The organism is Methylobacterium sp. AC832 (genome assembly GCF_979256025.1).
Genome location: NZ_CEEDMV010000009.1, coordinates 58,419 through 71,130, shown reverse-complemented (window position 1 = coordinate 71,130; position 12,712 = coordinate 58,419). Strand labels below are relative to the sequence as shown.

The following is a 12,712-nucleotide window of genomic DNA, read 5'->3' as shown; positions in this document are numbered from 1 at the left end:
GGTAAAACCGGCGGCACGCAATTGCCCGCGACGGAATTGCCGCAATGGGGCGCTTCACGTGGGTCTGCGAGGTTCACAGGAAGCGTCGGGGATCGAACGGCGCGAGGGGGATTTCCGGTGTCGCGCCGCCGACGAGCTGGGCGACGAGGCGTCCGGTCCGCGCCGAACCGACAAGACCCACATGGCCATGGCCGAAGGCGTAGACGACATCCGTGGTCTTGCGCGCCGTGCCGATACAGGGCCGCCCATCCGGCATGCTCGGGCGGTGGCCGAGCCAGACCTTCAGGCGGTCGGCCGGTATCGGGTTCGGCAATTCGGGAAACATCGAGATCAGGTGGTCGTGCAGGATCTCCGCGCGCTTCCAGTTGGGGGCCGCCGCCAGCCCGGCGAACTCCACCTGACCGGCCGCGCGCAGGCCGCCATTCATGAAGTTCACGATCATCTTGGCATCCGATGCCATGACGGGCGTGCGCGGCCCCGCCTCGGCACCGGTCACCATGACGTGGTAGCCGCGCTCGCTCTCCAATGGCAGCGGATCGCCGAGGGACGCGGCGAGAGGCTTCGACCGGGCGCCCGCCGCGACGACGGCGCGGTCGCAGGGTATCTCGCCCTGTTCCGTCGTGACGGCGGCGAGGCGCCCGCGTTCAAGCCGGAACCCGGTCGCGCGGGTGGCGATCCGGGCGGCCCCGCGCGCCTGTGCCAGATCGGACAGGGCGGCGACGTATCCGCCGGGATCGCGGCAATGGCCGGCCTCCTCGACCACGAGGCCGAACGTGTAGCGCCGATGCAAGGTCGGCTCCCTCAGCCGCAACTCATCGGCCGAGAGTTCGAGCCACGTGACGCCGACCTTGCGCCTGATCTCCCAGGACCGCGCCTCGCGCTCGAAGGCCGCCCGGTCGGGATAGACATGCAGCACGCCGCGCCGCTCGACGAGTTGCGGAACCCCCGCCTCCACGGCGAGCGTCGCGTGGAGCTTCGGCGCATCGACGAGGAGTGTCCGCATGGCACGGGCGGTGCGCTCGATCCGGGGTGTCGTGGAGGCGGCGAGCAGAAACCGCGTGAGCCAGAGCATCACCTTCGGCAGGTAGGCCCAGCGGATCGAGAGTGGCCCGAGCGGATCGAGGAGGAAGGAGGGCACACGCTTCCACATGCCGGGCTCCGCCGGCGGGATGACCGAATGCGACGAGAGCCAGCCGGCATTGCCATAGCTCGACGCCTGCTCGCCGCCGGGCGGGCCGGGATCGACCACGGTGACCCGGTGGCCCGCCCGCAGGCATTCGATGGTGCTCACCGTCCCGACCGCGCCTGAGCCGATGACGACCACGTGAAGACCCGTCTGGGCGGTCATCGGCTCTGTTCCCGTGTGGATATGTCGATGAGCCTCGTCATCAAGCGCGGCGCCCGTTCGCCTGCAAAGGCCGCGTCGCCGCTTCGAGCCACACCCGCGTCTCGTCGTCGAGATCGGCGTTCAGGGCGTCCCGCACCCGCGCGTAATACGAATCGATCCAGGCGATCTCGGCCTCGTCCAGCAGCGAGAGGTCGATGAGGCTGGCATCGTAGGGGGCGAGCGTCAGGGTCTCGAAGCCGAGCATCGGCCGGTCCCCGCCGGGGATCGCCCGTTCTTCCACGAGGACGAGGTTCTCGATGCGGATGCCGTAGGCGCCGGCCCGGTAGTAGCCGGGCTCGTTGGAGAGGATCATGCCGGGAGAAAGGGCGGTGGTGCCGGTCTTGGCGATGCGCTGCGGGCCTTCATGGACGGAGAGAAACGCGCCGACGCCGTGGCCGGTGCCGTGATCGAAATCGAGCCCCGCCTCCCAGAGCGGCGCGCGGGCGAAGGAATCGATCTGCGCACCCGTGGTGCCCTTCGGGAACATTGCCCGCGCGATGGCGATATGGCCCTTGAGCACGCGCGTGAAGCGGTCGCGCATCTCGTCCGTCGGCGTGCCGATCGCAACGGTGCGGGTGATGTCGGTGGTGCCGTCGGCATATTGCGCGCCCGAATCCACGAGGAACAGTTCGCCCTCGCCGACCGTACGGTCTGTGTCGCGGGTCACGCGGTAATGCACGATAGCGCCGTTCGGGCCGCTGCCCGAGATGGTCGGGAAGGAGATGTCCCGCAACAGGCAGGTCTCGCCGCGAAAATCCTCCAGAGCCTCCACGGCGGCAATCTCGGTGAGGCGGCCGCCCGGCGCCTGCCGCGAGAGCCAGGCGAGAAAGCGGGTGACTGCGATTCCGTCGCGTTGATGGGCCGCGCGCGATCCGGCGATCTCGCCCGCGTTTTTTACCGCCTTCATCAGCGTGATCGGATCCGGGCCGGGATCGACCCGGCCCCCGGCCTGTTCCACCAGTGTCGCCAGCGCCGACGCGCCGGTGGCGGAATCGAGCCTGATCCTGGACTCTCCGGCAGCGAGAGCGGCGAGGGCGGCGTCGAAATCCGCCCGCCCGGCGATGTCCGCGGCGGACGAGAGCGCGTCCCGCAAGGCGGGATCAATGGCGGACGAGGTCAGGTAGAGGGCGGCGCGTCCCGTCCGGGGGACGACGGCATAGCCCAGCGCCAGGGGCGTATGTGCCACGTCGCCGCCGCGCAGGTTGAAGGCCCAGGCGAGATTGTGCGGATCGGAGATCACCAGGGCGTCGCAGCCGCCGCGTCCCAACGCTTCGCGGATGCGGCTCAGCTTGGCCTCGACGGATTCCCCGGCGAGTTCGAGGGGATGCGCCACCACCGCGCCCGCGGGAGAGGCCGGCCTGCCGGTCCAGACTGCATCGACGAGGTTCTCAGGGACCGGCGTGATGCGGGCCCCAGCCTTGGTCGCCGCCTTCTCCAATTTGGCGACGCCCTCGGCGGTGTGAAGCCATGGATCGTAGCCAAGTACGGAACCCTGCCTCAGATGCCGGCCGATCCAGGCTTCGAGACTGGTTTCGGCGAGCTGAACCGGGGTGAGGATCGTGGTGTCCACCTGGGCGGGGGCCTGCAGCGTGTAGCGCCCGTCCACCACCAGGGCCGCTTCGTCGGCAAGGATCACGGCAGTGCCGGCCGAGCCGGTGAAGCCCGTGAGCCAGGCGAGGCGTTCGGCATTCGCGGGCACGTATTCCGACTGATGCTCGTCGGCGCGGGGCACCACGAACCCATCGATCCCCGCCCGCCGCATCGCCTCCCTCAGGGCGGCGATGCGCGTCGCGCCCTCCCGGTGGCTCGGATCGTCGAAGGTCTGGAAGCGGGCGCGGCTCATGGCGCCGAGAGTTACGCGCCGCCGGACGAGGCGGCAACCGCCCTCAGAGCGGGCGCGGTGCCGCTCCGCCGCGCTTGAGCACCAGGGTCGCCCAGCCTTCGATCAGGCCATGCCGGGCCAGGTGGAAGCCGCGATGACGATAGGTCGAGAGAACGCCGGGCACGTCGCGTTCGATCAGCCCCGAGAGGATGAGCACGCCGTGGTCGGCCACCGTCGCGGTGAGGGTCGGTGCGAGGCGCTTCAGGGGCCGGGCGAGGATGTTGGCGAAGACTACATCGAAGCGGCGGCTGCGGTCGGCGCTCGCATGGCGCACGCCGGGTCCGACATAGAGCCGGACGAGGCCGCCGAGACCGTTCAAACGGGCATTGCCCTTGGCGGTGGAGACCGCCTCGGGGTCGAGGTCGCCGGCATGGACCGGCTGGTGCAGGGCCTTGGCCGCCGCGAAGGCGAGGATGCCGGTGCCCGTGCCCACATCGAGCACATGCGCCGGTCGGCCTTTCTTCATGACATCGACCAGGGCCTTGAGGCAGCCCAGCGTCGTGCCGTGATGCCCGGTGCCGAACGCGAGAGCCGCCTCGATCTCTATGGCGAGGTCGTTCGGACGTATCGTGTGGCGGTCATGCGAGCCATGGACGAGAAACCGCCCGGCGCGGACCGGATTCAGCCCCTCCAGGGAAGCTCGAACCCAATCCTGCTGGTCGATCGTCTCGAAGATGGCGGCGTCCGCCTGTTCGCCCACGAGGGGGCGAATCAGGTCGCGGACCATCTCCTCGTCCGGCGCATCGGCGAAATAGGCCTCCAGCCGCCAGGTCTTGCCATCCTCCGCCTCGAAAGCGGCGACGGCCGTCTCCGTCGGGTCGAACATCTCGCCCAGGATATCGGTCATGGCCCGCGCCGACCTCTCGTCGGTGAGGAGGCGCAGCACGTGGGTCGGACGGTTGGGGTGAAGGCCTTCGAGCATGAAAGGGGCTCTAGCATCCGTGAGGATTCCCCGCCACCGTCGCGGAACCGTGCGCTGCGATCGGCGTTTTCCTGCGCTTCTCCTGTCGTCCCCGTGGCGTTCGAGGGTGCGGTGTTGAGTACGAACCAGAAGAAAAACATGACCCGGGCCCCCGTGGCCATCGTCGGCAAGAGGACCGCCAGGCGTCTCCGTCGCAACGGAACGTCGGGTCTCCTGGATTCCGAGCCGAATTTCGAGCCTGTCCCGGGCTCGATGCTGGTGCTTCTCAGCCGGCTGCATCGTGCCGAGCGTCAGGCAGCGAGTGAGGACGACGTATCGAAGCCCTGATCCTGGACAGGATTCCGTGCTAACGACGCCTCCGGCGGATGAGGGAGCGCGCGTCGTCATGATCCAGTGCAGAGGCACCCTCTCCCCCGAGAGCCGGCGCTGATCCGTCGCCGGTGATCGCTCTGACACCCGACGAATGGACAGCCATCGGCCTCAGCCTGCGGGTCGCTGCCGTGGCCACGCTGGCGAGTTTGATCCCCGGTCTCTTCGTCGCCATGCTGCTGGCGCGTGGGCGTTTTCACGGCCGCGCCCTGCTCGATGGCCTCGTCCACCTTCCCCTGATCCTGCCGCCTGTAGTGACGGGATATCTTTTGCTCCTGTCGTTCGGGCGGCGCGGCACCTTCGGTGCGGCGCTCGCCGAGGTCGGGATCGTGTTCTCGTTCCGCTGGACCGGAGCAGCCCTGGCCTGCGCGATCATGGGGTTCCCCCTCATGGTCCGGGCCATGCGCTTGTCCATCGAAGCGGTGGACCGACGCCTCGAACAGGCGGCCGCCACGCTCGGAGCACGGCCGAGCGCGGTTTTCCTCACCGTCACCCTTCCGCTCGCCATGCCGGGGATTCTCGCCGGGGCGGTGCTGGCTTTCGCCAAGGCGATGGGCGAGTTCGGTGCCACCATCACCTTCGTCTCGAACATCCCCGGCGAGACCCAGACACTGCCATCCGCGATCTACAGTCTGACACAGGTGCCGGGCGGGGAGGCGGGTGCTTTGCGCCTCACCCTGATCTCGGTGGCGCTGTCGATGACGGCTCTTCTCGTGTCCGAGCTGCTGGCCCGCCGCCTCGCCCGCCGCCTTGGAACCGGGTGAGGCCCCCTATGTCCGCGACGCTCGATATCGACGTCTCGCTGAACCGGGGCGCCTTCAGCCTCGAGGTCGCGTTCGCCGCCGGCCCTGGCCTGACCGCCCTGTTCGGTCGCTCGGGTTCGGGCAAAACCACGGTGATCGATCTTATCGCCGGCCTGGCGCGACCGGATCGGGGTCGCATCGCGGTGACCGGTGAGACGTTGCTCGACACGGAGCGCGGGATCGCCGTGCCGGTTCATCGCCGGCGTATCGGCGTGGTGTTCCAGCAGGCGCGACTGATGCCGCATCTCTCGGTACGCCGGAACCTTAGCTATGGCCGAGCCTTCGCCCGCGGCCGCAGCGACGGCATCGCCTTCGAGGGCGTCGTCGACCTGCTGGGGCTTGGCCATCTGCTCGAACGGCGACCGGCCGGTCTCTCGGGTGGTGAAGCGCAAAGAGTAGCGATCGGCCGGGCCCTGCTCAGCCGGCCCCGGCTCCTGCTCATGGACGAGCCCCTCGCTGCCCTCGATGAGGGCCGCAAGGCGGAGATCCTTCCCTATATCGAGCGCCTGCGCGACGAGGCTGGCTTGCCCATCGTCTATGTCAGCCACGCGGTTTCGGAGGTGGCGCGACTGGCGCGCACCGTCGTGGTGCTCGAAGCGGGTCGCGTCGCTGCCGTTGGAGCGGCCGATACCGTCCTTCGGCGGGCCGATCTTCTCGCAACGCAGGAGGCCGAAGCCGGTGCGATCCTCGACATGATCGTGGAGGAGACGGATTCCGAGACTGGCCTGACCCGTCTGAGCGGACGCGTCGGTCGCCTTTGGGTTCCCCGCTTGCTACGAAGCATCGGCACAGCCGTCCGCATCCGCGTGCCGGCGCGGGACGTTCTCCTCGCGACGCAAGCCCCTGTCGGCTTGAGCGCGCGCAATATTCTGGAAGGGCATGTCGTCTCGATCCATGCCTTCGGGGAAGCGGCTGCCATGGTTCAGATCGATTGCCACGGCGTGCTGCTCGCCGCCCGCCTGACCCGCGCCTCGGTGCGCGATCTCGCCCTTGCGCCCGGCCGCGCCGTCTATGCCGTGGTGAAAAGCATCGCTTTCGATCCCCAGGGGGTGGGGACGGCCGGGCCCGCGCCGGTGGAGATCTGATGGCGGGCTGGTAGGATCGTTAAAATTTCATACTTTCTCTGAACGACTTCTTTGCCGTTCTGTTGAACAGCGGTGAGTAACCGGCCCATCTTAAGAAGCGATTCATCCTCGCCATCGTTTTTGGTTGCATGACACGACCACCTTCGAAAGGGCGTGCAATGACGATCCTGAGTATTTCTTCGGTGTCGACGGCTCCCGTCGCTCCAAATAATCCATCCGTGAATTCACCGACGCCGGTGCCCAAGGCTGCGCCCGTGACGCGCGTCGCCACGCCTCTGGACCCGCCTGTGAAGTTCGATGTTCGCCGGGACGAAACACCCGCCGCCGATGAACCGGCGTCCAAGTCGGATATTGGGCTGCCCACTGCGGATGAGCGTCGGGTCACCGTGGATCAGGACACCAAGAGCATCGTGTATCAGGTAGTGGACCCCGATTCCGGCGACGTGGTCGTGCAACTGCCCGAGGCCACTCTCCTGAGAGCGCGCGCCTATGCGGAAGCGACGGCGAATCGGGCCAGCGCCTTCCGGGTGACGGAAGACGAGCAGCCCGTGGATCGGACCGCCTGATCAGGGCCGACGCATCGCCCCATTCATCGATAGGAAACACGTAAGGCTGGAGCGAAGGCTCCGGCCTTTTGGTACTTGCGCAGGACGCCCAACTCAGGCTCGCTGAGCCTGCGAACGATCGAAAAGGCTCCGCTTCGGCCGAGACAAACCCGGTCTCCCAAATGGATGCATTCAGGCGGTGTGAGCGTCACAAGGCGCGGCGGGCTCGCCGCCCGAGCCCGCACTTATCCGGGCTCCGCTGACCTCGTAGCGAGGCACGTTCCGCTGCGACGCCAGTGATGGGCGTTCGCTTCGCGTCGTGAGTGCCCAGCGAGGTGTCAGGTCCGTAGGCCGGCCGCGATCTGGTGGTTGATGTTGATGAGTGCCGTCAGTTTTTCAGCCTTGGGTTCGATCATCGTGTCGATCATGCGTTTGAACACGAAGGTCGAGAGTTCGGCGATGCTCGTCTTGATCGAATCCGGCAACGGATTCTCCGGCGCGGTCGCGGAGCCGGCGATGATGGTCCAGACTTTCTGGTTGAAGTTCAAGGCATCGTTCAAAGCCGGGCGCTGATTGTCCCAATCCGCCTGAATTGCCTGGAGCCTACCTGCCGCCTTGATAAGGACAGCTGCCTCGGCGCCGCGAGGCGTCAACGCGGTCTGCGCGACCCGCGCATAGGCACTGGCTCCATAGGACATGATCGCTCCTTCTCCCGACGCGGCCATGCCGATTCGTGCCGCTCGAATCAGACCGTAGTCGAGGTAAGGTTAAAAGACGGTAAGGCGGCGGGATCGCCCCAATCATGCCGGGAAGCTGGGGGAGGACGGAGCGACGGGGGAGCGACCCTGATCAATCCGGCGGGATCAACCTATACCGATGGCGTGCATTGCAACACATAGTCACCGAGATCCGGCTTTTTGCAACGCATCCGTCAGGTTTTGCGAGCATCCTGGAGATGGGCCGAGTCGGGCCCCCGATGGGTACGCCCCTTCACTGACATGATGAATTTTCTGCTCGGTACGCTCGCCGGAGGTCTCATCGCCGGAATCGTGACCATCGTCGCCGTGCGTCATCCGGAGGTACAGACCAAGCTCGGTCTTCATCCGGTCTCGTCGGCGCTTCTGCTCCCCGCTGCACCGCCGCGGATCGAGCCTCCCTGCAGTCTGGTCCCGGCTCGTCCCCAGGGCGACCAGAGCGTCGGCAACGCGGACATGCTGTTCTCCAGGCGACGGTTCTGGTTCGTCGCCCCGTAGCCGCGGCGCTCGATCAGAGGCTGCTGAGCAGGAACATCACCATCGTCGTGGCGACCGTCGTCGAGAGGAAGCCGCACAAGGCTGCGGCGAAGGAGGGGCCGGTCGCGGCGGAATGCGTAGCCTGGGACGATAGCAGAGACAGATCGCTATGCTGGGCGGATGCGTTCATGGGTTTGGCCTCCCGACGGACAAGTCCTCCGTCGTTCCTTGATCTGTGATGTGAACGGAAAAGCGTGGCTGTGCGTGGCCGCACCGGGTCGGCACGTGCGGAAAATATCCGCATATGGGAAAGTGTTGTCAGATACTGATATTCGGTACCGCGGGGCCGGGAAGGAGTATCGGCATCCCGGCCGCAGAGTTCAGTCGCAGCGATTGACAGATTTTGCTGCGCGCAAAGCCCGCGTTTCGCTGCGTAGGTCGATGGCGACGATGCCGGCACCGCAATCCTCGAACGCGTCCTTGGCCTCTTCGTAGCGATCGCCCACTTCATCGAGCGTGTCGCAGACCCGGTCGCGATTACCGAGCCGCGCTTCTTCACGGGCCTGGTAGCGAAGGGCTGCGGCTTCCTGAACCTTCCGTTCACCCTGGAGGCATGACGGCGCCGCCAGTATCGGAGTGATCATGCACAGCACGAAGCCAAATGCGGCGATGGGCGTTGCAGGAGCGAAGCGCATGGGGAAATCCAATTGTGCGTCTCGTTGAAGGCGGATGTCCGTCTTTCGAGTTCAGTGCCAGAGCAAGGTTAGCGCCAAAGACACGTCCCTATCGTCCAGTCTGCGTCACAAACGGCGAACTCACGGCGAAGGTTCCGCAGGTTTCTTGCGCCTGCGAGAAACCAGAATTTCGTCGAGTCGCACCGGGGCGCAGGCATGAACGTCGACCCCGACATCGTACTGGCGCGGGGCCGGCGCGAGCTTGCCGTGCGAATGGCCGTGTAGGTTGAGTGCGCCCCGCCCGATGCCGTTCCAGGTTCGGAACGCATAATGGCAGAGCACGAGCTGGCGTCCGTCCACGTCGATCTCGGCATAATGGCCCACCGAGGCCCAGGCTTGCAGCGCCAGCGTGCCGGGCCCGTCATTGTTGCCGATGATGAGGTGCTTCACGCCGTTGAGTGAGCCGACGATCTCGGCGATGCGCGTGTCGGAGGGGCCGAGCGCGACGTCGCCGAGATGCCAGACCGTGTCGTCGGGTGCGATCCTCTCGTTCCAGTTGGCGATCAACCCGGCATCATGGGCCGCGAGGTCCGGATAAGGGCGGCGGTCGATATTCAGCGCACGCCGGTCGCCGAAATGCGTATCGCTGGTGAACCAGACTGCCACCGCCCCTCCCGGCTCAGCCGCCTGGCCGGAAGCGCATGGGGACGGTGACGGCGAGGCTGCTCACGGTGACGCCAGGAGGAGCCGCCGGCAGCGATCCGCGCACGGCGGCAAGCGCCGCCCCGTCGATGACGCTGATGCCGCTGCTGCTAGCGAGCCCGGCACTGAGCACCTGACCCGACCGCGAGACGGTGAAGCGCACCACGGCGGTACCGCCCGCCGTCCCCGCCGCCGCGTTACGGTTCATGCGCCCATTGATGGCCGAGGCGAGAGCTCCCTGCCATTGACGCAGGGCGCTGGGATCGTTGCCGGAGGCGGATGAGCCCGTGCTCGCCTGCCTCGCGGACGAGGCCGAGCTGCTCGGACCGCCCTCCTGAGCGGCGCGTCGGCTGGTCTCACGCGCAGCCCTCAGCTTGGCCTCCTTAGCCGCCTTCAGCTTTGCTTCGCGAATGGCCTCGCGCTTGGCTTCCAGTTCCTCCTGACGCTTCGCCTCGATCTTGGGATCGGGCTTCGGCTTCGGTTTGACGATCTCGACGGGCTTGGGCGGCTTCACCGGCTCGGGCGGCTTGGCCACGACGGGCGGCGGGGGAGCGAGGGGCTCGGCCACTTCGGCGGTGGAAGTCACGACCTGCTCCTCCGGCGGCACCTCTGTGATCGTGTCGGGCGTGACGATGGGCTGAGTCTCTTCGGGTGGGACTTCCGCAGTCTCGGGCGGCGTCACCTCCGCCATCTCCGGCGGCTGCACCTCTTCGAGGACGTCCGGCGTCTCGACGGGGGATTCTTCCGCCGGGGGAGGCACCGCCTCCGTCATGGCGGGGGCGGACGGGGCTTCGGCCTCGGTCGATTGCGGCGCCAGATCGATGGTGATCGTGTTCTCGCCGGGTGGCGCCTTGGGTGGCTGGCCGAACAGCATCATGCCCGCTAGAACCGTCAGGTGCAGGACGAAGGCCACGAGGAAGGCCGCAGCGAGGCCCGTGGGACCTCGCTGTCCGGGCTCATGTGTCGAGACGAGGGCGTTCATCGGGTCTACCGCGTCGCTCCGCTCGCCGCAGGGGCCGCCGGAAGCGCTCCGCCCGGGGATTGCGCGATGAGGGACACCTTGGTGAAGCCGGCCTGGCCGACGAGGCCCATCACTTCCATGATCTTGCCGTAGGGCACGTCCTTGTCTCCGCGCACCAGCATGACCTGGGACGGGTCTTCCGCCGCCAGCGCCTTCAGGCGCGGCATGATCGTCTCCGCTGTCAGCTCGTCCTTGGCGAGGAATGGCTTGCCTTCCTTGTCGATGGAAATCTCCAGGGGCTTCTTCGCCTGCGCGACCTTGGCGGCGGTGGTCTTGGGCAATTGCACCGGCACGCCCGTCGTCATCAGCGGTGCCGCCACCATGAAGATGATCAGCAGCACCAGCATCACGTCCACCATCGGGGTGACGTTGATCTCAGACATCGGCGCGGAATCGAGGTCATCCTCGTCATCGCCGCCGCCGCTGGCGCGGACCGAACCCATACCCATCGTTTAGCCCTCCGGGGCTTCGGCGGCCGGCTCGATGGCCCGCCGCATGTCGTCATCGTGCCGTCGCGTCCGCGCCGGCCATGAAATGTTCGTTGCGTGGGAGACGCCGTGCTACTCGGCGGCCGCGGCGTGCGGCACGCTCTTGCGGTCCCGCGCGAGGCGGTTGCCGAGGGTACCGATGCTGGCGACGAAGGCGGATTGCACCCGGCCGAGATCGTTCGTGAGCTTGTTGTAGGCCATCACCGCCGGGATCGCGACGATGAGGCCGATCGCCGTGGCGAAGAGGGCCTCGGCGATGCCGGGGGCCACCACGGCGAGCGAGGTATCCTGGCTCTGGGCGATGGACGAGAACGAGTTCATGATGCCCCAGACCGTGCCGAAGAGACCGATGAAGGGGGCGGTGGAACCGGAGGTCGCCAGGAGCGGCAGGCCCGTCTGAAGGCGTTTGACCCGCAGCGTCAGGGCGGCCCGCATGGCGCGCTCGATGCGTTCGCGCCGCTCGGCGCGGGTCTCGGTGGCGTCCTGGTCGCGCCAGGCTTCGAGCCCGGCCTGCACGATGCCGGCATCGATACCCGATCCCGTCGTTTCGAGGGAGCCGCCCGAGCGCACCAGCGTGTCGAAGGCCTTGGCCTGACGCTTGGCGGCGGCGAAACGCACCAGCTTCTCGAACACCACCGTCCAACAGGCGATCGAGGCGATCACCAGTAGAATCATGACACTTTTGACGATCGGGTCTGCTTGAAGGAACAGGCCGATGAAGGAAAAGTCGTGGGCGACAGCGGCCGGCGCGGAAGTCGGATCCATGGCGGGCTCCTCGGGGTTCGTTGGGTGGTGGCGATCGCCGAGGGGCGACCGGATCGGCAATCAGAAGGTCGGCGTGTCAGCCCGTGGGATCAGCGCGTGAAGCTCGCGCTCGTCTTGCTCTCGGTCTCGATCCGGTCGAGGCATGTCTCGCGGCTGGCCTCGCCGCCTTCGCAGGCGAGCACGTCGTTCAGGAGGACGCGGCCGATCTTCGGGCAGGAAAGGGCCGGGAAATCGAACAGCCGCACCATGGTCTTTCGGTCCTGGATGGGGCCGAGTTCGACGGCGAGGCGCTTCTGCGCGACGCCTTCCGTATCGAACGCGAAGAGGTCGAGCTTGAGGGATTTCAGCGCGGGGCCGCGGCTGTTGTCCACGAGGAGATAGGTGCGGCACGCCTCGCCCGCCGGCTCGAGACGGTTGAGCTCGAGCTTCAGGGGGCTAGGTTTCGCATCCTGGGCGATGGCGGGCGCGCCCCATCCCACCGAAAGGGCAACGGTGACCAGCGCGGCGCCAATGGCACGGCCGGCCGGGAAGGATGGGAATTCGGTCACGCAGTGCGCCTCGTTCATAACGGTCCGATTCTCCTCGGTTACGGCAGTCCCAAGTCGCATGCCCAAGTTGCCTGCCCAGGTCGCCTGCGTCGATGCGCCTTCGCGAACGGCAATCGCAGAGACCCCCAGGGGGATCGTCTTCGGCGGTTCCTCTGGCATTGAGCGCGACGCTCGCGTTGCGGTGCCGCTCCAACCTGACGCATGACGCCCGGCGCTCGCACCGCCGCATCGTTCGACGTGGCGCGGAGTATCCGAGTTGTCCCTGTAAGATCAAGCTTTGCGCTGAAAA

The 12,712-nt window shown here is 67.1% G+C and carries 16 protein-coding genes; 5 read left to right on the top strand and 11 right to left on the bottom strand.

What is annotated here, in order from left to right; translation table 11 throughout:
• Positions 1-73: 73 nt before the first annotated feature.
• From AC0IXR_RS22180 to AC0IXR_RS22170, 3 genes are read right to left on the bottom strand one after another with little or no spacing between them, the layout of a single operon-like run.
• Positions 74-1,348 carry an NAD(P)/FAD-dependent oxidoreductase gene (locus AC0IXR_RS22180; protein WP_471762200.1) on the bottom strand — a complete coding sequence of 425 codons (1,275 nt, stop codon included), beginning with the start codon at positions 1,346-1,348 and terminating at the stop codon, positions 74-76.
• 40 nt (positions 1,349-1,388) lie between these two features.
• Positions 1,389-3,230, bottom strand: coding sequence for an aminopeptidase P family protein (locus AC0IXR_RS22175; protein WP_471762198.1), 1,842 nt, complete (start codon positions 3,228-3,230; stop codon positions 1,389-1,391).
• A gap of 43 nt (positions 3,231-3,273) precedes the next feature.
• Positions 3,274-4,191 (bottom strand): 50S ribosomal protein L11 methyltransferase, encoded by a 918-nt coding sequence (locus AC0IXR_RS22170; protein ID WP_311276267.1) that lies wholly within the window; start codon positions 4,189-4,191, stop codon positions 3,274-3,276.
• A gap of 138 nt (positions 4,192-4,329) precedes the next feature.
• Between AC0IXR_RS22170 and AC0IXR_RS22165 the strand changes: the two genes are divergently transcribed.
• From AC0IXR_RS22165 to AC0IXR_RS22150, 4 genes are all read left to right on the top strand, one after another.
• Positions 4,330-4,518: a hypothetical protein gene (locus AC0IXR_RS22165; protein ID WP_056434417.1), complete on the top strand. Its 189-nt coding sequence runs from the start codon at positions 4,330-4,332 to the stop codon at positions 4,516-4,518.
• Positions 4,519-4,631: 113 nt separating this feature from the next.
• A complete protein-coding gene (modB, locus tag AC0IXR_RS22160) occupies positions 4,632-5,324 on the top strand; it encodes a molybdate ABC transporter permease subunit (RefSeq protein ID WP_056434414.1) in 693 nt (230 codons plus the stop codon).
• An 8-nt stretch (positions 5,325-5,332) separates the two neighbouring features.
• The gene (modC, locus tag AC0IXR_RS22155; RefSeq protein ID WP_461234397.1) at positions 5,333-6,448 is read left to right on the top strand and encodes a molybdenum ABC transporter ATP-binding protein; all 1,116 of its coding nucleotides are present in this window, start codon (positions 5,333-5,335) and stop codon (positions 6,446-6,448) included.
• 158 nt (positions 6,449-6,606) lie between these two features.
• Positions 6,607-7,014 carry a hypothetical protein gene (locus tag AC0IXR_RS22150; protein WP_471762196.1) on the top strand — a complete coding sequence of 136 codons (408 nt, stop codon included), beginning with the start codon at positions 6,607-6,609 and terminating at the stop codon, positions 7,012-7,014.
• 317 nt (positions 7,015-7,331) lie between these two features.
• Here AC0IXR_RS22150 and flaF read toward each other — a convergent pair whose 3' ends face one another.
• A complete protein-coding gene (flaF, locus tag AC0IXR_RS22145) occupies positions 7,332-7,691 on the bottom strand; it encodes a flagellar biosynthesis regulator FlaF (protein WP_056434719.1) in 360 nt (119 codons plus the stop codon).
• Between the two features lie 300 nt (positions 7,692-7,991).
• Between flaF and AC0IXR_RS22140 the strand changes: the two genes are divergently transcribed.
• Positions 7,992-8,246 carry a hypothetical protein gene (locus AC0IXR_RS22140; protein ID WP_207412247.1) on the top strand — a complete coding sequence of 85 codons (255 nt, stop codon included), beginning with the start codon at positions 7,992-7,994 and terminating at the stop codon, positions 8,244-8,246.
• Between the two features lie 13 nt (positions 8,247-8,259).
• Here the strand turns inward: AC0IXR_RS22140 and AC0IXR_RS22135 are convergent, their stop codons facing one another.
• The 7 genes from AC0IXR_RS22135 to AC0IXR_RS22105 form a co-directional block, all read right to left on the bottom strand.
• Complete coding sequence (locus AC0IXR_RS22135; protein ID WP_207412292.1) at positions 8,260-8,415, bottom strand: hypothetical protein; 156 nt, start codon at positions 8,413-8,415, stop codon at positions 8,260-8,262.
• Between the two features lie 190 nt (positions 8,416-8,605).
• Positions 8,606-8,869, bottom strand: coding sequence for a hypothetical protein (locus tag AC0IXR_RS22130; protein WP_244478158.1), 264 nt, complete (start codon positions 8,867-8,869; stop codon positions 8,606-8,608).
• A 171-nt stretch (positions 8,870-9,040) separates the two neighbouring features.
• Entirely contained in the window at positions 9,041-9,565 is a 525-nt protein-coding gene (locus AC0IXR_RS22125; protein WP_461234395.1) for a metallophosphoesterase family protein, read from the bottom strand.
• A gap of 13 nt (positions 9,566-9,578) precedes the next feature.
• Positions 9,579-10,583 (bottom strand): energy transducer TonB family protein, encoded by a 1,005-nt coding sequence (locus AC0IXR_RS22120; protein WP_471762194.1) that lies wholly within the window; start codon positions 10,581-10,583, stop codon positions 9,579-9,581.
• A gap of 5 nt (positions 10,584-10,588) precedes the next feature.
• Positions 10,589-11,071: a protein TolR gene (gene tolR / locus AC0IXR_RS22115; protein ID WP_056434403.1), complete on the bottom strand. Its 483-nt coding sequence runs from the start codon at positions 11,069-11,071 to the stop codon at positions 10,589-10,591.
• Between the two features lie 111 nt (positions 11,072-11,182).
• Complete coding sequence (locus tag AC0IXR_RS22110; protein WP_056434401.1) at positions 11,183-11,875, bottom strand: MotA/TolQ/ExbB proton channel family protein; 693 nt, start codon at positions 11,873-11,875, stop codon at positions 11,183-11,185.
• Positions 11,876-11,964: 89 nt separating this feature from the next.
• Positions 11,965-12,441: a Tat pathway signal protein gene (locus AC0IXR_RS22105; protein ID WP_461234391.1), complete on the bottom strand. Its 477-nt coding sequence runs from the start codon at positions 12,439-12,441 to the stop codon at positions 11,965-11,967.
• Between the last annotated feature and the right edge of the window lie 271 nt (positions 12,442-12,712).